19 protein-coding genes are annotated in these 20,423 nt (G+C 68.0%); 3 read left to right on the top strand and 16 right to left on the bottom strand.

Annotated features, from left to right (window positions below; translation table 11 throughout):
- Window positions 1-34: 34 nt before the first annotated feature.
- The 7 genes from thpD to DMC61_RS38910 all read right to left on the bottom strand — a co-directional run bounded on the left by thpD (window position 35) and on the right by DMC61_RS38910 (window position 8,518).
- Window positions 35-934, bottom strand: a complete 900-nt coding sequence (gene thpD, locus DMC61_RS38940) for an ectoine hydroxylase (protein WP_125695477.1) — start codon at window positions 932-934, stop codon at window positions 35-37.
- 24 nt (window positions 935-958) lie between these two features.
- A complete protein-coding gene (locus tag DMC61_RS38935) occupies window positions 959-1,348 on the bottom strand; it encodes an ectoine synthase (protein WP_007033454.1) in 390 nt (129 codons plus the stop codon).
- 44 nt (window positions 1,349-1,392) lie between these two features.
- Window positions 1,393-2,643, bottom strand: a complete 1,251-nt coding sequence (gene ectB / locus DMC61_RS38930) for a diaminobutyrate--2-oxoglutarate transaminase (protein WP_043848424.1) — start codon at window positions 2,641-2,643, stop codon at window positions 1,393-1,395.
- Between the two features lie 38 nt (window positions 2,644-2,681).
- On the bottom strand, window positions 2,682-3,173 hold the full coding sequence (gene ectA, locus DMC61_RS38925) for a diaminobutyrate acetyltransferase (protein ID WP_125695476.1): 492 nt from the start codon (window positions 3,171-3,173) through the stop codon (window positions 2,682-2,684).
- Window positions 3,174-3,396: 223 nt separating this feature from the next.
- On the bottom strand, window positions 3,397-6,369 hold the full coding sequence (locus DMC61_RS38920) for a patatin-like protein (protein ID WP_125695475.1): 2,973 nt from the start codon (window positions 6,367-6,369) through the stop codon (window positions 3,397-3,399).
- Window positions 6,370-6,483: 114 nt separating this feature from the next.
- A complete protein-coding gene (locus tag DMC61_RS38915; RefSeq protein ID WP_125695474.1) occupies window positions 6,484-7,728 on the bottom strand; it encodes a DUF445 domain-containing protein in 1,245 nt (414 codons plus the stop codon).
- Between the two features lie 7 nt (window positions 7,729-7,735).
- The gene (locus DMC61_RS38910) at window positions 7,736-8,518 is read right to left on the bottom strand and encodes an Abi-alpha family protein (protein WP_016337650.1); all 783 of its coding nucleotides are present in this window, start codon (window positions 8,516-8,518) and stop codon (window positions 7,736-7,738) included.
- A gap of 80 nt (window positions 8,519-8,598) precedes the next feature.
- Here DMC61_RS38910 and DMC61_RS38905 point away from each other — a divergent pair, with 80 nt between their 5' ends.
- Window positions 8,599-9,486, top strand: a complete 888-nt coding sequence (locus tag DMC61_RS38905; RefSeq protein ID WP_233595098.1) for a maleylpyruvate isomerase family mycothiol-dependent enzyme — start codon at window positions 8,599-8,601, stop codon at window positions 9,484-9,486.
- A gap of 115 nt (window positions 9,487-9,601) precedes the next feature.
- On the opposite strand, the gene DMC61_RS38900 is transcribed toward DMC61_RS38905, so the two are convergent.
- On the bottom strand, window positions 9,602-10,000 hold the full coding sequence (locus DMC61_RS38900) for a pyridoxamine 5'-phosphate oxidase family protein (RefSeq protein WP_125695473.1): 399 nt from the start codon (window positions 9,998-10,000) through the stop codon (window positions 9,602-9,604).
- 82 nt (window positions 10,001-10,082) lie between these two features.
- Between DMC61_RS38900 and DMC61_RS38895 the strand changes: the two genes are divergently transcribed.
- Window positions 10,083-11,012, top strand: coding sequence for an AraC family transcriptional regulator (locus DMC61_RS38895; RefSeq protein ID WP_125695472.1), 930 nt, complete (start codon window positions 10,083-10,085; stop codon window positions 11,010-11,012).
- Here DMC61_RS38895 and DMC61_RS38890 read toward each other — a convergent pair.
- From DMC61_RS38890 to DMC61_RS38875, 4 genes are read right to left on the bottom strand one after another with little or no spacing between them, the layout of a single operon-like run.
- Entirely contained in the window at window positions 11,000-11,356 is a 357-nt protein-coding gene (locus DMC61_RS38890) for a lipopolysaccharide assembly LapA domain-containing protein (RefSeq protein ID WP_125695471.1), read from the bottom strand. The genes DMC61_RS38895 and DMC61_RS38890 overlap by 13 nt on opposite strands.
- Window positions 11,357-11,394: 38 nt before the next feature.
- Window positions 11,395-12,543, bottom strand: coding sequence for a dipeptidase (locus DMC61_RS38885; RefSeq protein ID WP_125695470.1), 1,149 nt, complete (start codon window positions 12,541-12,543; stop codon window positions 11,395-11,397).
- Window positions 12,544-12,552: 9 nt separating this feature from the next.
- Window positions 12,553-13,185 (bottom strand): alpha/beta hydrolase, encoded by a 633-nt coding sequence (locus DMC61_RS38880; protein ID WP_125695469.1) that lies wholly within the window; start codon window positions 13,183-13,185, stop codon window positions 12,553-12,555.
- On the bottom strand, window positions 13,182-14,141 hold the full coding sequence (locus DMC61_RS38875; RefSeq protein ID WP_125695468.1) for a ring-cleaving dioxygenase: 960 nt from the start codon (window positions 14,139-14,141) through the stop codon (window positions 13,182-13,184). The genes DMC61_RS38880 and DMC61_RS38875 overlap by 4 nt, the downstream gene beginning before the upstream one ends.
- 97 nt (window positions 14,142-14,238) lie before the next feature.
- On the opposite strand from DMC61_RS38875, the gene DMC61_RS38870 reads away from it, so the two are divergent.
- Complete coding sequence (locus tag DMC61_RS38870) at window positions 14,239-14,691, top strand: MarR family winged helix-turn-helix transcriptional regulator (RefSeq protein ID WP_125695467.1); 453 nt, start codon at window positions 14,239-14,241, stop codon at window positions 14,689-14,691.
- Between the two features lie 52 nt (window positions 14,692-14,743).
- Here the strand turns inward: DMC61_RS38870 and DMC61_RS38865 are convergent, their stop codons facing one another.
- The 4 genes from DMC61_RS38865 to DMC61_RS38850 form a co-directional block, all read right to left on the bottom strand.
- Window positions 14,744-16,342, bottom strand: a complete 1,599-nt coding sequence (locus DMC61_RS38865) for a benzoate-CoA ligase family protein (protein WP_125695466.1) — start codon at window positions 16,340-16,342, stop codon at window positions 14,744-14,746.
- Between the two features lie 17 nt (window positions 16,343-16,359).
- Complete coding sequence (gene boxB / locus DMC61_RS38860) at window positions 16,360-17,781, bottom strand: benzoyl-CoA 2,3-epoxidase subunit BoxB (RefSeq protein ID WP_125695465.1); 1,422 nt, start codon at window positions 17,779-17,781, stop codon at window positions 16,360-16,362.
- A gap of 7 nt (window positions 17,782-17,788) precedes the next feature.
- A complete protein-coding gene (gene boxC, locus DMC61_RS38855; protein WP_125695464.1) occupies window positions 17,789-19,381 on the bottom strand; it encodes a 2,3-epoxybenzoyl-CoA dihydrolase in 1,593 nt (530 codons plus the stop codon).
- Between the two features lie 93 nt (window positions 19,382-19,474).
- Window positions 19,475-19,906: a hypothetical protein gene (locus DMC61_RS38850; RefSeq protein ID WP_125695463.1), complete on the bottom strand. Its 432-nt coding sequence runs from the start codon at window positions 19,904-19,906 to the stop codon at window positions 19,475-19,477.
- Between the last annotated feature and the right edge of the window lie 517 nt (window positions 19,907-20,423).

The following is a 20,423-nucleotide window of genomic DNA, read 5'->3' as shown; positions in this document are numbered from 1 at the left end:
ATGGCCTTCGCGACCTGCGGTTTCGCAAATCGGGTCAGCGCGTCAGCGGCGTCGAGTCGCGGCCGGCGATGAAGGCGGGACGCGGTTCGATCGCGGCGTACGGCTTCTGCAACGCGTTCTCGACGCTGTTGAACACGACGAAGATGTTCGACCTCGGGTACGGCGTGATGTTGTTGGAAGAACCGTGCATCACGTTCGAGTCGAACCAGAGCGCGGAACCGGCCTGCCCGGTGAACTGGTCGATCCCGTATTCGGCGGCGAGCGCGGTGATGTCCTCCTCGCCCGGGACGCCGACCCGCTGCTCTTTCAGCGAACTCTTGTAGTTGTCTTCCGGGGTTTCCCCGGCGCACTGCACGAAGGTCCGCTGCGAACCCGGCATCACCATCAGCCCGCCGTTGAACGGGTAGTTGTCGGTGAGCGCGATGGAGCAGCTGACCGCGCGGGGCACGGGCATGCCGTCCTCGGCGTGCCAGGTCTCGAAGTCCGAGTGCCAGTAGAACCCGGTGCCCTTGAAGCCGGGCATGTAGTTCACGCGGCTCTGGTGGATGTAGACCTCGGAGCCGAGGATCTGCCGGGCCCGGTCGAGCACGCGCGGGTCGCGGACGAGTTCCGCGATCAGCTCGCTGGTCTCGTGGACGTCGAAGATGGAGCGGACCTCACCGGTCTTGGCCTCGGTGATGACGCGCTCGTCGTCGCGGTGGTCCCCCGACGACATCCTGACGAGTTCTTGCCAGTAGGTCTGGACCTCGCCCGGCGACAGCAACTGGTCGACGACGGTGTAACCACGCGCTTCGTGGTTGGCGAGCGTGGCCGCGTCCAGGGGACCGTCGGCCTCGGTGCCCCAGACGGTGGGGTGCGTCCTGGGCAGGTGTTCGGGCTTACCCGTGATGCGGGTCGGGTAACTGTCGTCGACTCGGGTGTCGGTCAGCGTCAATGCAGTCGCCTCCTCGAGCGATTTCTAGGGTTCGGTGACGAGCGGGTACACGCCGTTTTCGTCGTGGACCTCACGGCCGGTGATGGGCGGGTTGAACACGCAGACGCACTTGATCTCGGTCTTGGGCCGGACCTGGTGCTTGTCGTGGTCGTTGAGCAGGTACAACGTGCCCGGCTTCAGCTGGAAGACCTCACCGGTCGCGGTGTTTTCGAGCTCGCCTTCACCGGAGGTGATGAACACCGCTTCGATGTGGTTCGCGTACCAGAAGTCGTTGACCGTCCCGGCGTACAGCGTGGTCTCGTGCACCGAGAATCCGACGCCTTCCTTGGCCAGCACGATGCGCTTGCTGCGCCAGTTCGGGGTCTTGATGTCGGCGTCGGTGTCGGTGACCTCGTCGAGGGTTCTGACAAGCAACGGAAAACTCCTTCTCGTTCCTGATTGAGGGCGGTCGGTTCGGGTCAGTTGAGGACGGCGGCGACGGCCTCGTCGATGATCGACAGGCCCTTCGTGAGCTCGTCGTCCGTCAGGGTGAGCGGCGGCAGGACCTTCATGACCTCGCCGTCGGGGCCGGAGGTCTCCATCAGCAGCCCGCGCTCGAACGCGGCGGCGCAGACCTTGCCCGCGAGGTCGCCGTTGGCGAACTCGATGCCCCGGGCGAGGCCGCGGCCCTTGGCGAACAGGTTCGCGTCCGGGTACGCCTCGACGATGCCCTGGAAGGCGGCGGCGATGCGCTCGCCCTTGGCCTTCGTCGACTTCTCCAGCTCGTCGTCGCTCCAGTAGACGCGGAGCGCCTCGGTCGCGGTGACGAACGCCGGGCTGATGCCGCGGAAGGTGCCGTTGTGCTCACCCGGCTCCCAGACGTCGAGGTCCGGGCGGATCAGCGTCAGCGCCATCGGGATGCCGTAGCCGCCGATGGACTTCGAGAGGCAGACGATGTCGGGTTTGATGCCCGCGTCCTCGAAGCTGAAGAACGGGCCGGTGCGGCCGCAGCCCATCTGGACGTCGTCGAGGATCAGCAGGATGCCGTGCTTCTTGCACAGGTCGTCCAGCGCCTTGAGCCACTCGATACGGGCGGCGTTGATGCCGCCTTCGCCCTGCACGCCTTCGACGATCACGGCGGCGGGCTCGTTCAGGCCGCTGCCGGAGTCTTCGAGCAGCTTCTCGAAGTAGAGGAAGTCCGGGATGGAGCCGTCGAAGTAGTTGTCGTACGGCATCGGGGTGGCGTGCACCAGCGGGACACCCGCGCCGCCGCGCTTCATCGAGTTGCCGGTCACCGAGAGGGCGCCCAGCGTCATCCCGTGGAAGGCGTTGGTGAAGTTGATGACCGATTCCTTGCCGGTCACCTTGCGGGCGAGCTTCAGCGCGGCCTCGACGGCGTTCGCGCCACCGGGGCCGGGGAACACGACCTTGTAGTCGAGATCGCGCGGCTGGAGGATCTTCTCCTGGAACGTCTGGAGGAAGTCCCGCTTCGCCACGGTGAACATGTCGAGCGCGTGCGTCACGCCGTCACGGGCGATGTAGTCGATCAGCGCCCGCTTCAGCGCCGGGTTGTTATGCCCGTAGTTAAGCGCGCCGGCCCCCGCGAAGAAGTCGAGATAGGCCTTGCCGTCTTCGTCGTACAGGTAGCTCCCCTGGGCCCGGTCGAACACCACGGGCCAACCACGGCTGTAACTGCGTACTTCGGATTCGAGTTCCTCGAAAATGCTCATCACGTTTTCTTTCTCCCTGAGATCCCCGGATTTACGTTCTATTGACTGCTGAGCGGACCGATTCGGTACAGGTCCTCCTGCTCATGCGTTCCTTCCTCGGCCGGGAAATCCGTCGCGGAGAACAGATCCTGGCGTTCCACGGTGGCGTCCCACCGCTTGGCGAACGAGGCGAACAACCGGATCGAAGCCTCGTTGTCCGGCGTGATCGTGGTTTCGAGGTACCGCACGCCCTGGGCGGTCAGACGGCTGAACAGCTCGTCGAGCAGGGCTCCGGCCAGGCCTTTTCCGCGCTGGGACGCGTCGACCGCGACCTGCCACACGAAGCCGGTGTCCTGCTTGCGGTATCCGATCACGAAGCCGACCGGTACGCCGTCGACTTTCGCGACGACCGAGGTGTCGGCGAAATCGTGACACCACAGCAAATAGGCGTAAGGCGTGTTGAGATCGAGCTTCTTCGAATCGCGGGCGATTCTCCAGAGCGCGGCACCGTCTGCCTTGGTCGGAGTTTCGATCAAGTGCTTTCCGGACATGTCCAAGAAACGTACCGGAGGATTCGGGCGCGGTCAGATCCGCGCGGCGGCGGCAACGCGGCTACCTGCAACAACCTCGAAACACACGTGACAAAGGTAACTGTAACGTTTGAAACGCAGCACTTGTGGGTAAGGCCGCCTCGGTGCGGTCTCACTGCACGTGACGATACCAACCGTTACCACTTCGTCGCACGGTCAGGGCGCGATTCGGCACCCGATTCCGCTATTCACGACGTCGCTTGCGACCCGCGAGCGAACCGATCGGCGTCCAGATGGCGGGCAGGACGAGCAGCAGGCAGACGACCAGCCACCACACCGGCGCCTCGCCCCGCCGCCAGCCCGCGACGACACCGCCGAGCCAGCCGAAGAGCGGGTCACGCACCGGTGGCAGGAACGCGGCGAACAGCAGGGCCGCCACCACCAGCACACCGAGCACCGTGAGCACCATCCGCCACGTCTTGCGCAACGTCATCAGGCTGACCACCAGGAACACGACGGCGCCCGCGGCGACCGGCACGCCGACCCACTGCAGGACCGGGCCGCCCTGTCCACCGAGGACGAAACCCGCCAGCACGGTGATCAGCGCGGCGAGCACGTTCCACGGCGACGGCAGGGTGGCCGCGCCCCGCGTGATCCACCACGCGCTGCGCCCGGCGGCCTTGGCGAAGGTCGCGGCGGGCTGCACCGATTTGGGCACCCGGGTCGCCCCCGCGGCCGCGTTGAGCCCGGCGGCACCCGCCTTGACCAGCGTCTTCGTCAGGAGCATCGTCCCGCGTTCGTGCTCGAACCGTTCGCCGGAGACCTGGCACGCCTGGAACGCGCGCTGGGTCTGCTCGTCGGTTTCCGGCTCGTTCTCGATCATCCGGCGGAACCGTTCCGACGGTTTCCCGTTCCCCTTGGCCGTTTTCGCGTCGTGTCCGCAGTGGAGGCCGACACACGGCAGTTCCTCGCGCGCGATCTCCAGCTGCCGCACCCTGGCGAGCACCATCGCCGTCACCGGCATGCTGATCGGCAGGGCGGTTTCCCCTTCAAAATCGGCGAGCTCGCCGTCGAGCCCGAGGAAAGCCAGCTCCCCGGCCAATTGCGCGCGCAGGGCGTCCGCTTCCTCTTGGGACAGGCCGTCTTCCGTGCCCGGCTGCCGCCAGCCGATCCCCTTGAAGGTGTCCCGCACCTGTTCCCGGAACGCCTCGCGCCCGACGACGTCCCGTAGCAACCGCAGGCGTTTCGGGTCGAGCAGGCACTGCACCAGCCAGCCCGCGCCGTCGACGCGGCCCCACATCCAGTCGTTCGCGCGCCAGGAAGCCTTGTAGAACGCGCCGAAGTAGTCGGCCTGCATCCCGGTGAGCTTGTCCCAGGAACGACGCCGTTTCATGTCCATCAGCGTCCGCGAATCCGCGCTCACCTGGACGAGATCGACCCGCTGGTCGACCGACGGCGGCTGCGCGAGCAGTCCCCGGGTCGCGATGTGGAGACGCACCAGCCGCGAGGTGACGATGGGATCTCCGGCGCTCTTGTCGTCCGATGTGAGCCCCGTCCAGGCCAGCAGGGTGCTGACCGTGTCGGCGGCCTCGGTGTCGGGTTTCGCTTGTGCCAGCGGCAAAAGGATCGGCGTCGCCTGCCGGAGTGCGGCGACGACGAGCGGCCACGCCTCCTTCAGCGTGTCCGACCGGCCGAGCGCCGCCCATTCCTTGGCGAGGCCTTCGATCCACGCGGCGAGCGTGACGTCGGCCGACGGCGGGCCCTGTTCGGCGACCCAGCCCGAAAGCCGTTTCCCGCGCGCGGCCTTGTGGCGCGCTTCGTGCAGCAGCACCCGGCAACGGTTGAGCTGCACCGCCTGCGCCGGCGACGGATCGAGCCGGAAGCCCGCGTTCACCAGCTGGAGGCCGGTGGCCACGGAATCGTCGAGCGCGGTGGTGCGGAAGGCGACCAGGTCGGCGAGGTCGCAGGTGTCCTTCGGCGGCTCGGTGGGCAGGCCGTCGCGCAGCCCGGTGGCCGCGGCCGCGCGCAGCTGCGCCGCCGTGCCCGATGCCCACTGGCGGCCTTGATCCTCCACATCGGACAGTGAGAGCCTGCGGGTCGCCTCGCGGACCAGCGCGGTGGCGTCCTCCTGCACCCGGCGGTCGCGGTAGTCGTTCATCAGCCGCTGGTCGACCAGCGAGTCGGGCCCGCCGCGCACCCCCATCGCGGCAAGGGAAACCCGGGTCCCTCGCGTCCGGACGACGGCGTCGTTGTGCCTGGTCAGGTCTTCCAGTTCGGCGCTGATCGTCTGGCTCAGCACGGTGCCGACGACCTTGCTCATCGCGCTGCCCAGCAGCGGCGGGCGCTCGGGATCGACCGCGACCCGCTCGGCCTCCCGCTCGGCCGTCGGCACCACGTACAGCAGCAGCCGCCGGACGTCCGAATGCGACTGCCGTTCGAAGATCTCCCGCAGCGCCGGCCGCAGCGGCTTGTTGAGCAGGACACCGCCGTCGGTGAGCCAATGCGACCGGGTGACGTCGGTGTACTTCGTCATGTCCGGATGCAGTGGGCCGGTCTTCTCGCCGATCGGCATCCGGGAGAGCTCGAACGCACCGGGGAACGACGCGGTGGACCGGGCCGCGAGCGCGAGCGGGCCGACCACCTCGTCCGTCCACAAAGGAGCGTCGAAGCGGAACAGCAGGCGATGTTCGGTGTCCCGCACCAGGTTTCCGAGCGCGTCGTCGAAGCGGGTCGTCTCGCCGTCGATCATCGTGCCGGTGAGCAGCACGGTGATGTCGGGGCAGTCCGGCTTGACCGTCGCCTTGTCGGTGATCCGGTGCAAGGCGTCCTTGAGATCACCGAGCAGCACCTTGTCGCCGTCGAGCAGCGACCGCGGCTCCTTCTCGCCGGGGTCGCGGATCAGGTTGTCGAGCGATCCGGTGCTGATCCACGTGTCGCGCAGCACCTGCGGGCTCGACCGGAACGCCTCGGCCAGCCCGAGGCACGCCGCGTTGATGCCGCCCGCGCTCGTGCCGGTGAGCACGTCGAGCGAGACGGTGGCGTTGAGCAGGTCGAGCAAGGCCCGGTACGGGCTCTTCGATTCCGGTGTTCTCGACGCCTGCAACAGATGCGAGGTCTCGGTGGCGACCCCGCCCATCCAGACCGCGAGACTCGCCCCGCCCACCATGGTCATCGCCAGCCGGATCTCCTGCGGCCACGGGCTCCCCGCGTCGGCCATGTGCGCCCTCCCCAAGGCTTTGGTGCAGGGGGCACTCTAGCCCGGACGGCGGACCCGGTGTACCGCCGAAGAGGCAGCCCTCCGCGCATTTCGTCCTCTGGATGCGGGAAGGGGTCAGGCGGCGAAGTGCTCCAGCAGGAGGACCTGGGCCTCACCGACGGCGAAGCCGAGGACCGCGCCGGTCGCGATCAGGATCCATTCGTCCTGCTGGAAGGCCGGCCGCAGCAGGCCCTCGAATTCGCGCGGCGACAGCTCCTTCATCTTCGTCACCAGCACGTTCCGGATGTCCATCGCGTCGGTCGCGTAATCCTCGATGTACCGCATGGTCTCGGGAAGCTTGTCCATGATCTTCTCGGCGATGTTCAGCTTCATGTCCTGATACCGCCTGCTGCCGACGGCGAACACCACCAGCGGTTTCCCGACGCCGACGCGGCGCCCCAGCTGTTCGTCGAGCTGACGTTGGATGAGCCCGAGCACCCGGTCCGACAGCGGGCCGTGCAGCACCGCCTCGATCACGTTGTGCGGGGTGATGATCTCCTTCGCGATCAGCGCTCCGTACGCCTCCGCGACCTCCCCGCGCCGCTTCAGGAACAGCCCCTGCCAGCGCACGCCGAAGTACCGGCGTTCCTCGATCGGATAGAAGATCATCCGCAGCGCCAGCCAGTCGGTGAACCAGCCGGTGAAGAGCCCGAACAGCGGCATGATCAGCGGGAACTTGAAGAGCACCCACGCCACCATCTGGATGACGCCGATGAGCCCGCCGAAGAAGATGCCGGAGCGGGCGATGAACTTGAACTCCTTGTCGCCCGCTTCCTGGAAGATCCGGTTCAGCAGCCGTTTGTCCTTGACCAGTGCGGTGACCACCATGCCCTTGAGGTCGAACACACTGTCCACATCGGACTTGATGAGTTCCAGCACGGCCGCGACCATCCGCGGCGTCTCGGCCTGGACGCGCTGGATCACCAGCCGCTGCATCCCGACCGGCAGCGATTCCCACAGCCCCGGCTGGTAGTGGGCGGCGACGTCGCGCACGATGTCCTCGACGGCCGCCTGCAGCGGTTTTTCGATCTCCTTGGCGATTCTCTGCGGATCGAGCCGAGCGACGACCTCCGCCGGTTTGATCAGCTGTTCGGTCATCGTGTCGCAGGCGATGCTCGCCATCCGCGCGGCGCGTTTGGGCACGATGCCCTGCCAGCCGAGGAAGGGTTTGATCCCGATGAACTCGACCGGCTGGAACATCATCCGGATCGCGACGAGTTTGGTGGTGTAGCCGATCAGGGCGGCGACGATCGGGATGGAGACGTAGATCGGCCAGTGCCTGCCGAAGTCGGCGAGGATCCCGTCGAGGAACGCACCCATGCCGGGGTCAACCGGCGCTCGGGTCGCAGGCCTGCCAGAACTGGGCGCCGAGCCGGGAAATGTGGACCGTGCGTTTGACGAACTTGGCCCGCTTCACCGACTTCTCCGCCTCACGGACGGTCTCGTCGGTCAGCAGGATCTCGTACTGCGTCTCCAGCGCGGGCACCTCTTCGTCCAGCTCGACCAGGCCGAGCCCGATCAGCCTGGTGAGGTAGCCGGGCACCTGGTCCGGCAGCGACACCCCGGCCGCCTTGCCGACGGTGGAGGCATTGCGGAGCACGAACCGCCCAGCGGCGCCGAGGCTCGTGCGCTCGGCGACGTCGACGGCGGGGAACGGCGAACCGTCGGAGAGCGCGGAAAGGATGCGGGCCTCGTCCGGCGTGAGTTGCCGCAGGATGATCGCGTAGAGGTATTCGCGCGCCCGCTCGCGGCCGAAGCCGATCGAGTGGTTGAGCAGTTCCGCCATCGCCGCGCGGAGCGGTTCGAGCTGGGCGCGGGTGTGCACGAGGGTGATGGTGGCCTCGACCGGCCGGGAACCGTTGGTGTCGGGCCGGTTCATCGCGGACGCGGCGGTGAGCGCGGCGTGGTACGGGTCGTCGACCTCGTCGAGACGGCGGCGCAGCTCCGAAAGCAGCTGCCGCTCGCCCTGTTTGACGATCTGTTCGGCGATCTCGACGCCGGGGAGTTTGCGGGTGAACTCGAAGCCCGTGCGCGCGGCCCAGCCCGCCAGCTGTCCCGCTCGTTTGGCGAAAGCGGCCAGGTCTTCACCGGCGGGTCGATCGTTGCTCACGGGCACTCCCCTCGCGTTCGCGCTGATGCTACCTGCGAGTAGGCCGAATGGCCGAAAATGTGATGGACCTGGGTGTTTGGATGGTGACCATGAGCTTCACGCGTTGGGGCCCGCCGATCGACGTCCTCCCGTTGTTCGCGCGGGAGGAGCAAGCCCTGCTGGACGTACTGACGGGCCTCGACGCGGACCAATGGGCCGCGCCGACGGTGTGCACGGGCTGGACGGTGCACGATCTCGCCGCCCACATCCTGGGCGACAAACTCGGCAGGCTGTCCCGCGATCGCGACGATTACCGGACGACGGCGCCCCGGGAGGGCGAGCGGTTCGGGGACTTCATCGACCGGATCAACGACGAATGGGTGGTCGCGTGCCGCCGGCTGTCGCCCGAAGTGCTGTTCGCGATGCTGGTGGACAGCACCTCGCAGATCGCCGAGATGTTCGGCCGCGCCGACCTCGACGCCGTCGGCGACCCGGTGAGCTGGGCCGGGGACGAGCCCGCGCCGGTGTGGCTCGACGTCGCCCGCGAGTACACCGAGTTCTGGGTGCACCAGCAGCAGATCCGGGAGGCCGTCGGCGCGCGGCCGCTGGACGATCCGGACTTCCGCGGGCCGGTGGTGGACACCTTCATGCGGGCGCTGCCGCACACCCTGCGTGACGTCGACGCCCGTGTCGGCAGGCAGGTCGCGTACACCGTCACCGGTCAGGGCGGCGGGAAGTGGACGGCACGGCGGACCGCGGACGGCTGGGAACTCGACCGCGCCGCGTCGACGTCACGGGCGCCGCTGGCCTCGGTGACGACGGACGCGGACACGTTCTGGCGGCTGTGTACCCGGAACCCGGCGGATCGTGCCCGGGTCACCGCCGAGGGCGACGAAAACGTTTGCGCCGCCCTGCTCGGGATGACTTCGATCATCACATCAGCGTCTGTGGGTGAACCCGCGTCCGCGATCGACGTCGGCAGGGCGTGACCTGGTCTTGCAGGTCTCGAAGGTGGTTAAGGCGCCCTGCCACCGCGATAGCGGTGGCAGGGCGCGGGCGGGTTCACACGCTCGGTCATTTTCAGGCCCACCTTCAGCTCTGCCATCACATCAGGTAACGGCCGACCTTCTCCGGCCGGATGACGAGCCGCACGAGGTCGAGGGTCTGGATCCCGGCGAGCTCGCCCGCGTGGGCCGGGTCTTCGAGGTCCCAGTAGCGCTCGGCGAGCCGGGCGGCCAGCTCGTGCGCCCCGTCGGGCTCCACCGTGACGCGGCCGGAGACGGAGACCCAGCGCTCCCGTTCGCCCACCGGCGCGGCCACGATGATCGACGCGCGGGGGTCGTTCTTCAGCCGCCGCACCTTGGGTGACTCGCGGGGCGTGAAGAGCTGGATCGTGCCGTCGTCGGTGGCCTCGAACCACACCGGCCGGACCGGGCCGTCGGCCACGGTCAGGAATCCGTGCAGCGGGCGGCGGAGGAATTCGAGGTCGTCGGGAGTCAGCATGCGTCCGATTCAATATGGCGGGCTCGGACGTGCCCATAGGCGAAAGGCCGGATCACCTGTCCATTCGTCTAACCTCGGCCGCGTGGACGTGTTCAGTGACTTGATCCGCGGCGTGCGGTCCCACGGCTCCTTGTTCGGCAGTACGACGCTGTCCCCGCCGTGGAATCTGCACTTCGTGGACGGCGCGCCGCTGACCCTGTGCGCCGTGCTCACCGGCGCGGGCTGGATCGTGCCGGAGGACGGTCCGGCCGAGCCGCTTCGCGCGGGCGAGTCGGTCATCGTGCGCGGGCCCGCGACCTTCTCCTTCGTCGACAAGATCGGCACCTCGGCTACACCGCTCGCGTGCGGCGAGCACTGCGCGACGCCCGAGCAGGGCGGGACCCGGCACCGGCTTGGCTGGGTCGACGACCCGGGCGGCGAGATGACCTTGATCGTCGGCGCGTATCCAGTGCGCGGCGAGATCGGCCACCCGCTGCTGGACGCGCTGCCCGTCGTACTGCGGGTGGACGCCGGCGGCGCGGGCGACCCGGTACTGGAGCACCTCGCCACCGAAGCCGCCGTCGACGCCCCTGGTCAGCAGGTGGTCCTCGACCGGCTGCTGGACTGGATGCTGGTCTGTTCCCTGCGCGAGTGGTTCGACCGGCCCGGCGGTGATCCGCCGGCGTGGTGGGCCGCGCAGCGGGATCCGGTGGTCGGCGACGCGCTGCGCCTGCTGCACGCGGAACCGGCGGCCCCGTGGACGGTCGGCTCACTGGCCGCACGGGCCGGGGTTTCGCGGTCGACGCTGGCCAAGCGGTTCGCCGATCTGGTCGGCGAACCGCCGCTGACCTATCTCACCCGCTGGCGGATGACGCTCGCGGCGGATCTGCTGACCGGCGAGGAGTCCGCGACCATCTCGGATATCGCCCGCACCGTCGGCTACTCCGACGCGTTCGGGTTCAGCGCGGCGTTCAAACGTGTGCGGGGTGTCAACCCGAGCGACTTCCGGCGCGGGGTCCTTCAGCGCAGCTGATGCCGGGACTTCTTGGCCTGCTTGCGCAACTGCAGGATCCGGGCGCCGCCGACGAGCGCGAGCAGCGCGCCGCCGGCGATCACCGAGAACAGCATCGCGACCGCCAGCGGCATGCTGCCGGACATGCCCAGGAAGTGCACGGTGGCCGTGTCCTGGTTCTGCAGGATGAACACGAGCAGGAACACCAGCACGATCAGCGCCACGATGACGGCGATCCAGGTGCCGCTCACCCGCGTCCGTTTGAGCTTCGGGCCGGCTTCGAATTTACCGCTGTGGCGTGCACCGCCCACGGTGTCGGACGGCTTGACGGGAACCTGGGCGGCGCCCTCCTCCGGCTGCGTCATGCTGGACAGTGTCCGCCGAAGCGGGCTTGATCGCGCTCTCAAGCGTCCGAACGGGTGACCTCGTCCGCCGCGCGGAGCACGCGCAAGGTGTTCTTCCCGGCCAGTTTCGCGCAGTCCTCTTCGCTCCAGCCACGTTCCAGCAGCGCGGCGAAGAGCACCGGGTACTTCGAAACGTCTTCGAGGCCTTCGGGCAGCGTCGCGACTCCGTCGTAGTCGCCGCCGAGTCCGATGTGGTCGACACCGGCCACTTCGCGTGCGTGCTCGATGTGCGCGACGACGTCGTCGATGCCCGCCTTCGGCTTCTCCGGGCCGCCTCGCTCCGCGGTGAACTTCGTGCGCTGGTCGATGTTCCGGTAGTCCTTGCCCGCGGCTTCCATGTCCTGGCGCAGCCGGTCGTCCCACTCGGCGACCTTCGGCGAGATGAAGCCCGGCACGAACGTCACCATCGCGACGCCGTCCTTGGCCGCCAGGGTTTCCAGGACGTCGTCGGGGATGTTGCGGGGATGGTCGTTGACCGCGGTGCAGGACGAGTGGCTGAAGATCGCCGGCGCGGAGCTGACCTCCAGCGCGGCGCGCATGGTGCTCGGCGCGACGTGCGAGAGGTCGACGAGCATGCCGATCTTGTTCATCTCGCGGACGACGTCACGGCCGAAATCGGTGAGCCCGCCGTGCTCGGGTTCGTCGGTCCCGGAGTCGGCCCAGGTGGTGTTGTAGTTGTGCGTCAGTGTCATGTAGCGGACGCCGAGACGGCGCAGGATCCTCAGCACGCCAAGGGATTCGGCGATGCTGTGGCCGCCCTCGGCACCCAGCAGCGAAGCGATCTTGCCGTCGCGGAACGCGGCCTCGGCCTGATCGGCGGTGTCCACCAGGGCCAGGCGGTCGGGGTAGCGCTCGGCCATCTGGTGCACGATCTCGATCTGTTCGAGCACCGCCGTCACCGCGCTGTGCCCCTCGAACTGACAGGGCACGTAGACGGACCAGAACTGCATCCCGAGCCTGCCCTCGGCGAGCTTCGGGAAGTCGGTGTGGAGATGCGGCTGACGGACCGTGAGATCCGTGCCGGCCACGGCCTCGACCGGATCGGGCCCGGTCGTCACCCGCAGTTCCCATGGCAGATCGTTGTGCCCGTCCGCGAGGAGGACCCTGTCGAGCAGGGCCTGGGCGCGGACGAGGTCCCCGTTGGTCATCGGACGATTTTACGTTCGCGTGCTTTGCTCTCCGCGCTCCCCGTTGAGCCACCCCGCGGCCGCTACCAAACCGTTGCCGGTGACCTGGTGCCCTCCGGGGTGCCGGTGGGCGGCGACGTCCGCGCCGCGTTCGCGAAGGTCGCGGACGAGCTTTTCGGCCGAACCCAGCGGAGCCATCGGATCTTGTTCGCCGTTCGACAGGAAGACGCGCGTTCCGGACAGGTCGTTCCGCGGCGGCTCCGGCAGCGGCGACATCGCCGCGAACAGCGCGGACTCCCGGACGGCGTCCGGGCGGAGCAGGGTCACCGCGGCGGCGATGTTGGCGCCGTTGGAAAAGCCGATGGCGACGAGCCGCCGGTCGCCGAGGCCGTATTCCTCGCGCGAGGCGAGCACGAAATCGGCCAGCTGGTTCGCGCGGAAGACGACGTCCTCGTGGTCGAAGACGCCCTCGGCCAGCCGGCGGAACCACCGCGCCGCACCGTGTTCCGACACCGGCCCGGCCGGCGCCAGCAGCGCCGAGGCCGGGCTCAGCTGCCGGGCGAGCGGCACGAGGTCGTCCGGCCCGCCGCCGGTGCCGTGCAGGAGCAGCAGCACCGGCTCGTCGGCCGCGCCCTCGACGTACTTGTGCTCCAACGTCCTCATCGCGGGTTGTTCTCGCTCGGGAGGTCCAGCTTCGGCAGCATGGCCTCGATGTCCTCGCGCTTGGGCTCCAGCCACGGCGGGAGTTTGAGCGCGCGGCCGAGTTCGAGCAGCGGCTCGTCGATCGCGAAGCCGGGTTCGTCGGTCGCGACCTCGAGCAGGGTGCCGCCCGGCTCGCGGAAGTAGATCGAGCGGAAGTACTGGCGGTCCAAAATGGACGTCACGTTCACGCCGTCGTCGATGAGCTCGTCGCGCCAGGCGGCCTGGGTCTCTTCGTCCGGCGCGCGCCAGGCGACGTGGTGCACGGTGCCCGCGGCCACCAGCCCGCGCGGGGCGTCGGGGGTCACGAGGACGTCGACGAGCGCGCCGGGGCCGCCCTCACCGGCGGAGAACCGGAGACGGTTGCTCTCCTGGTGTTCGAAGGACAGGCCGAGGCCGTCGGTCAGCATCCCGGCGGTCGCGTCCTCTTTGGACACCGACAGCGTGACGGAGTGCAGTCCGCGGATCGCGTGCTCGGCGGGGACGAGCTTCGTGTCCCACGGGTCGCGCGGGTCGCCCTGCGGATGCGCGACGAGCGCGAGCTTCAGGCCGTCCGGGTCGGCGAAGGTGAGCGTCTCCTCGCCGTCGGAGTTCCGGATCTGGCTCGTTTCGATGCCGCTCGCGGCGAGGTGCTGCTTCCACCAGCCGAGCGAGGCCTCCGGCACGGAGAACGACGTCGTGGTCGCCTGGCCGGTGCCGTGGCGGCCCTTCGGCGCGTCCTTCCACGGGAAGAACGTCATCAGCGAGCCGGGCTTGCCGGACGCGTCGCCGTAGTAGAGGTGGTAGGTGCCGGGGTCGTCGAAGTTCACGGTGGTCTTCACCAGCCGCAGGCCGAGGGCCCGGGTGTAGAAGTCCGCGTTGCGCTGGGGGTCGCCACCGATGGCGGTGACGTGGTGCAGGCCCGAAGTCTTGATCGACATGGTGCCCTCCTCTGGAGCCGGTGGAATCAAGCTAACCCGATAACCTCTCGCGCGCAAGATATATTCCTGGAAGATTTATTGGTGTACTCTCGCCCGCGTGACAGCCGAGGAACCGCAAGACGACGAAGTGGTCACGTGGTGGGGCCTGGTGATCGAGGGCTACCTGGCCACGCAGAACAAGCTGATGAGCGAGATCGCCGAACGGTTCGGCCTGGCGCCGGCGTCGTTCGACATCCTGCTGCGGCTCGTGCGCTCGCCCGAGCACCGGATGCCGATGACGCGGCTGGCCGTCGAGGCGGCGTTGTCCAGCGGCGGGTTCACCAAGGTCGCCGACCGACTGGTCGCCGCGGACCTGATCTGCCGCGTGCCCAGCCCGGACGACCGCCGGGTCACCTTCGCGGCGCTCACCGAGCACGGCCTCGACGTCGCGGAAAAGGCCCGGGAGGCGTGCGCGGAGATCCTGCGTCGCATCGTTCTGACCCCGCTGGGCGACGACGCGCACGCGCTCGCCGAAGCCATGCGCACCCTGCGCACCGTCAACGGCGGCTGACACCCCGCGTTTCGTCCTCTGGATGCGGTACTTGCGTGTGCAAGGACCGCGTTCAGAGGACTAAATGCGGCGGGGCGGGGGTCTGGACCTCGTACATGTCCCGTACCAGTTCCCGGATGACGTTGCGCCGGATCTTCCCGGTCGCCGTCTTCGGCAGTTCGCCCAGCTCGACGATGCCCCTCGGCCGCTTGAACGACGCCAGGCCCGCCCGGCAGAACTCGATCAGCTCGTCCGGGTCGAGCCGGTGCCCCGGCACGCCGACCACGCAGGCGACCGGTTTCTCGATGCCGTCGGCGTCGAAGGTGGCCACCACCGCGACCTCGGCGACCGCCGGATGTTGCCGCAGCCTGTCCTCCACCTCGGTGGGCGAAACCCAGATCCCGCCCGGTTTCAGCATGTCGTTGAAGCGCCCCAGACAGGTGTAACTGCCATCGGCGTTGCGCACGAAGCTGTCGCCCGTCCGCAGCCATTCGCCCTGGAAGACCTGCTTCGTCGTCTCGTACCGGGCCCAGTACCCGGTCGCGATCGACGGCCCGGCGACGAACAGCTCACCGGGCTGACCGTCCGGCACCGGATCGCCGTGCTCGTCGCGCAGCGCGATCTCGTAGCCCGGCACCGGCGTCCCGGTACTGCCCGGGCGGACCTGGCGCGGCCGGTTGGACAGGAAGATGTGCAACGCCTCGGTCGAGCCGATCCCGTCGAGGATCTCGACGCCGAACCGGTCGCGAAACCGTTCGTACAGCACGGCCGGCAGCGGTTCGCCCGCCGAAACCGCTTGGCGCACCGAGGCGAACGTGTCGTCGGGGATGTCGCTGGCGAGCAGCGCGGCGTAGAACGTCGGCACGGCGAAGAACAGCGTCGGCCGCTCCGCGCGGGCCCTGGCGGCGATCAGTCCCGGCGTCGGCCTCGCCGGTTCGAGCAGCGTCGTCCCGCCTGCCGCGAGCGGGAAGAACGCCGAATTCCCCAGGCCGTAGGCGAAGAACAGCTTCGGGACGGAGAGGAACCGATCGTTCGGGCCGATGTCCAGCACGCCTCGCGCGTACGTCTCACAGACCGCGCGGATGCCCGCGTGCCGGTGCATCGCACCCTTCGGCTTGCCCGTCGTCCCCGAGGTGTACAGCCACAGCGCGGGCGAGTCCTCCCAGGTCGGCGCCGGTTCGAAGCCGACGTCGTCCATTGTGGACAGATCGCCCCACTGGTGCGTGCGGATCCCGGACGGCAGATCGGCCGCCTTCGCCCTGTCCAGCACGACGTCGGTGACCTCCGGCGCCAGCCCGAGCGCGACCGTCGCCTGCGACGCGAACTCGCCGGAGACGCACAGGACCCTGGCCCGCGAATCGGCCAGCATCTTGCCCAGGTCCAGCCCCGTGACCATGGTGGACACGGGCACCGCGACCGCTCCGGCCAGCATCGCGCCGAGGATCCCGGTGAGCAGTTCGACGTCGTCGGCCATGCAGAACAGGACCCGCTCCTCCGGGCGGACGCCGATCGCCTTCAGCCCCGCCGCGACCCTGCGGGTTTCGGCCGCCAGCCCCGCGTACGTGAGCCTTCGCCGCGGGGAAACGACCGCGTCCTTCGCGCCCCACCCTTCCGCCAGATGCCGGTCGAGCAGGTAGCTCGCCGCGTTGAACCCGGTAGCAGCAGCGGTCACGGGCGCACCTCAATCGCTCAGCTCAGGTAAACGTATTCGTAGTCGAACGGTTTCCCATTGATGCCCTGGCGTGGCGGCGCCACCCAGCTCGCGATCTTTCCTCGCTCGTACACCGGGTGCATCAGCGATCGGACGAAGGTCAGGTCTTCGGGAGTGGGCAGCCACTTGCGTTTGCCGGCCAGCCAGGTCCGCTCGTCGACAACGGTGCCGTCGGGCGTCACATGGTGGCCGGAGTTTATGCCGACTTCGCGATTGAATCCAGGGTGCGGGAGGACGAATCGGAAATCGACGCCCGCCTCGTCCAGGATCTTGTTCCAGCGGTTGACCCCGGTCTGGCAGTCGGCGCGGTACTCCTCCCGCAGGTCGAGGTTCAGCAGCAGGATGGCCGCGTGTTCCTCGGTCTCCCAGGTGCCGTCGGCTTTCGGCCGGGACAGCGATCCGGCGGCGTCGGTGAGCTTGTGGTCGTCCTTGCGGCGAGACTCCTGCCAGCGGCCTTTCAGCCCGGCGGTGTAGTAGTTCGCCGCGTTGGTCGACGTCTCGCCGCCGAACAGGTCGAGCGAGACGGTGTAGTGGAAGTTGAGGTAACGCTGGATCACGTCCAGCGGGATGCCGCCGTGCCCGCCGATGTCGAAGGTGTCGTGCTCGCGGATCAGCTCGGCGCTGCGGGTGACCACCCGGTCGACCCCCGTGGTGCCGACGAACATGTGGTGCGCCTCTTCCTTGAGCATGAATTCACAAGTGCGGGAAAGCGGGTCGAAGCCGCTTTCCTTGAGGGTGCCGAGCTGATATTTGCCATCGCGATCGGTGAAATAGGTGAACATGTAGAACGCGAGCCAATCCGCGGTCTCCTCATTGAAGGCGCCGAGGATCCGCGGGGCGTCCGGACTTCCGGAATTCCGGAGCAGCAATCCTTCCGCCTCGTCGCGGCCTTCGCGCCCGAAGTAAGCGTGCAGCAGGTACACCATCGCCCACAGATGACGGCCTTCTTCGACATTGACCTGGAAAAGGTTCCGCAGGTCGTAGAGGCTCGGCGCGGTGAGGCCCAGCAATTTCTGCTGCTCGACCGACGCGGGTTCGGTGTCGCCCTGGATGACGATGAGCCGCTGCAGGTCGGCGCGGTACTCGCCGGGAACCTGCTGCCAGGCGGGCTCGCCCTTGTGCTCGCCGAAACCGATGACGCGGCCGGGGTCGGGCTCCGCGAGGAAGATCCCCCACCGGTAGTCGGGCACGTTGACGTGGCCGAAATGCGCCCAGCCGTCCCGTCCGACACTCACCGCGGTGCGCAGGTAGACCCCCTGCGTCCGCAGGGTGGGGCCCATTTCGCCCCACCAATCCAGGAACTTCGGCTGCCAGCCCTCCAGCGCCCGCTGCAGGCGGCGATCATCGGAGAGGTCGACGTTGTTGGGGATCTTGGCGTCGTAATCGATCTTGGTGGGCATACGCTGTTCAAACCCGCTTCCTGTCGAAGACGGCCTTCTGACCAGTACCGTAGCGACGCAACGCACCCTCGGGACCGGATGCGTTCGGACGAGTGAAGATCCAGTTCTGCCAGGCGGCGAGCCTGCCGAAGATCTTGCTTTCCACTGTTTCGGGACCCACGAACCGGTGATTGGCCTCCATCCCGGTCAACGCGTCGGGGCTGAGCGAGGCCCGTCCTTCCAGCGCGATCCGGATCTCGTCCTCCCAGTCGAGGTCGTCCGGGGCGTCGGTGACCAGGCCGAGTTCGTTCACCTCCGCCGGGGTCAGCGCTTTGCCGCGCACCTCCGCGAGCCTGGTGACGTGGTCCGGGTCCCCGAAGAAGCGGGATTCGAGGCGGGTCAAGCCGTTGCCCATCGGGAAGCGGCCGAAGTTGGCTTCGGACAACGTGATCGCCGCACGTTCTTCACTGTCCTCGTCGTCGATCGGCGGACCGTCCAAGATGTACTGGCGGTCGGCGGCGAGCGCGAGTTCCAGCAGTAGCCCGGCGTAGCAGCTGCCCGGCTCGATGAGGGCGATCAGGCTCCGGCTGGTGACGTCCAGCCGCTTCAGCGTCCGCTTGAAGTAGTGGACGATTTCGTTGCTCAGACAGTCTTTCGCGTCGAACACGGCGCGTTCGTGTTCGAGGACCTTCGCCGGATCGCCTTCGGTGCGGAGCACCCATGTGCCGAGTTCGGGTTCGTTGGTGCGCAGACGGAGGATCGCGTCGTCCAGTTCGCGCGTGACGTCGAGCAGCCAGCCGTCGTCGTCTTCGGGGCCCTTGACGGTGATCGTCGCTTCGGTGTCGCCGCGGACGATGTCGACATAACGATGCTTGAGCGGCTTCAGTTCGACACCTTCGCCGTCGAGCCGCTCGCTGGTCCGCGCGAACTCCTTCGCCCTGGCCAGCACGGCTTCCCGGAACCCTTGCCGCGGCACGAGTTCGTCGACGAGCCGCCAGTCGACGGCGGTCCGCCCCTTCACTCCGTCGGGGCGCGTGGCGAAGACGTCGGCGAGGTCGCGCCGGACACCGCGTTTGTCGACCACCCGGGTGAGCCCGCCGGTGCCGGGGAGGACGCCGAGGAGCGGCACCTCCGGCAGCGCGACGGTCGAGGAGTTGTTGTCGACCAGCAGGATCTTTTCGCAGGCGAGCGCGATCTCGTAGCCGCCGCCGGCACACGTGCCGTTGACCGCCGCGACGTAGACCTGGCCCGAATGCGCGGCGGCGTCCTCCATGGCGTTGCGCGTCTCATTGGTGAATTTGCAGAAGTTCACCTTCCACTCGTGCGACGACGCCGCCAGCATGCGGATGTTCGCGCCGGCACAGAAGACGTTGTCCTTCGCGCTGGTCACGATGACCACGCGGACCTCGGGATGTTCGAACCGCAGGCGCTGCGTGGCGTCGTACAGCTCGATGTCCACGCCGAGGTCGTACGAGTTGAGCTTGAGCTCGTAACCCGGTAGGAGGCCGCCGTCGGGATCGACATCGAGTTCGAGCCACGCGACGTCGCCGTCGGTGGTCAGTTTCCAGTGCCGGTAGCCGCTGGGATGACGTTCGAACGTCACCGATGTGGTCCGCGTCACCCTTCCGATTGTCTACATTGCACTGATCAGCGTCAATGTTATGTAGAAAGTTGGTCACGGAGCAGGTCGAGGAAACGTGACCGTGCCCTCGCGTCACATAGGGGAACCGACCGCCGCGGGAACACGGTTGAGCTTTGTCGCCGCCCAGGTCACGAAGGCCCACAGCAGCAACGCCGCGGCCAGGTCGGTGTAGATCGTGGCGAACCAGAAGGCCGGGATCTGCGGCACGGCGATCAGGAAATGGCCGAGGCTCGCGAGGCCGGACAACGAGTAGACCATGAGGAACGCGAGCGCCCGCCAGTAGCGTCCGCGCAGGTAGTCGCGGTAGCCGGCGGCGCCGAACGCGGTGAAGAGGACATACGCGACGACGACCAAGGTGGCGGCGGCCCCCACCGAAATCCCCTCGACCTGCGGATAGTCGGCCGCCCTGAACACGTTGTGCGCGTAGTGCAACGTGGTGGTCAGCAGCGTGAAGGCCAGGATCAGGCGTAGCGCGGTGAGACCGCGGGTTTGCAGAGCTTCCATGTTCGCCCCCTTGCGATTTGATAGATCGCTCTAGCGAGAGAGTAGCCCACGGCGGGCCGGAGGTGAAGGGCGCTGGCACCGCGTGACCGGCGGGTTGCGGGAGGGGTGTGTGGAAACAGGGACGTTGAGTGTCCCTATTTCCGCACACCCCGCACTCTGCGTAGCGATGCTGACTGGCTGTGAGGGGTCGGCGGGCAAGTCCGCGAAAGCCTCCATCGAGTTTCGGCGGACGAGGGCGCCCAATGTGGCATTAGGGACGCTGAGCGTCTCCGATGCCACATTGGGCGCACTGCATGAGGACTGCGTTGTCTCGGCGCCGCACCGAGCCGCGACTCTGAGCACGCAAGTCCGTGAAGGCCTCCTTGAGGGACTCTGGGTCCCTCAAGGGGGCTCGGAGTCATGGGGTGCTTGCAACACCGTCTGCGGGAAGGGGCGGGGTTGTGCGGGTGTTTCGGTGGTTGCCGCGGTCGGTGCGGGTGGGGTTTTGGGATCAGGTTCGTGCTGGGGTGGCGGCGAA

Origin of the sequence: Amycolatopsis sp. WAC 04169 (assembly GCF_003947535.1) — a bacterium.
Taxonomy (GTDB): domain Bacteria; phylum Actinomycetota; class Actinomycetes; order Mycobacteriales; family Pseudonocardiaceae; genus Amycolatopsis; species Amycolatopsis keratiniphila.
This window is presented reverse-complemented; position numbering and strand designations above follow the sequence as displayed.

Excerpts from the sequence above, each read along its gene's own strand:
- ectB (WP_043848424.1), bottom strand. The coding sequence starts at position 2,643 with ATGAGCATTTTCGAGGAACTCGAATCCGAAGTACGCAGTTACAGCCGT.
- ectA (WP_125695476.1), bottom strand. The coding sequence starts at position 3,173 with ATGTCCGGAAAGCACTTGATCGAAACTCCGACCAAGGCAGACGGTGCC.
- DMC61_RS38920 (WP_125695475.1), bottom strand. The coding sequence starts at position 6,369 with ATGGCCGACGCGGGGAGCCCGTGGCCGCAGGAGATCCGGCTGGCGATG.
- DMC61_RS38915 (WP_125695474.1), bottom strand. The coding sequence starts at position 7,728 with ATGGGTGCGTTCCTCGACGGGATCCTCGCCGACTTCGGCAGGCACTGG.
- DMC61_RS38905 (WP_233595098.1), top strand. The coding sequence starts at position 8,599 with ATGGTGACCATGAGCTTCACGCGTTGGGGCCCGCCGATCGACGTCCTC.
- DMC61_RS38900 (WP_125695473.1), bottom strand. The coding sequence starts at position 10,000 with ATGCTGACTCCCGACGACCTCGAATTCCTCCGCCGCCCGCTGCACGGA.
- DMC61_RS38890 (WP_125695471.1), bottom strand. The coding sequence starts at position 11,356 with ATGACGCAGCCGGAGGAGGGCGCCGCCCAGGTTCCCGTCAAGCCGTCC.
- DMC61_RS38885 (WP_125695470.1), bottom strand. The coding sequence starts at position 12,543 with ATGACCAACGGGGACCTCGTCCGCGCCCAGGCCCTGCTCGACAGGGTC.
- DMC61_RS38880 (WP_125695469.1), bottom strand. The coding sequence starts at position 13,185 with ATGAGGACGTTGGAGCACAAGTACGTCGAGGGCGCGGCCGACGAGCCG.
- DMC61_RS38875 (WP_125695468.1), bottom strand. The coding sequence starts at position 14,141 with ATGTCGATCAAGACTTCGGGCCTGCACCACGTCACCGCCATCGGTGGC.
- boxB (WP_125695465.1), bottom strand. The coding sequence starts at position 17,781 with ATGCCCACCAAGATCGATTACGACGCCAAGATCCCCAACAACGTCGAC.
- DMC61_RS38850 (WP_125695463.1), bottom strand. The coding sequence starts at position 19,906 with ATGGAAGCTCTGCAAACCCGCGGTCTCACCGCGCTACGCCTGATCCTG.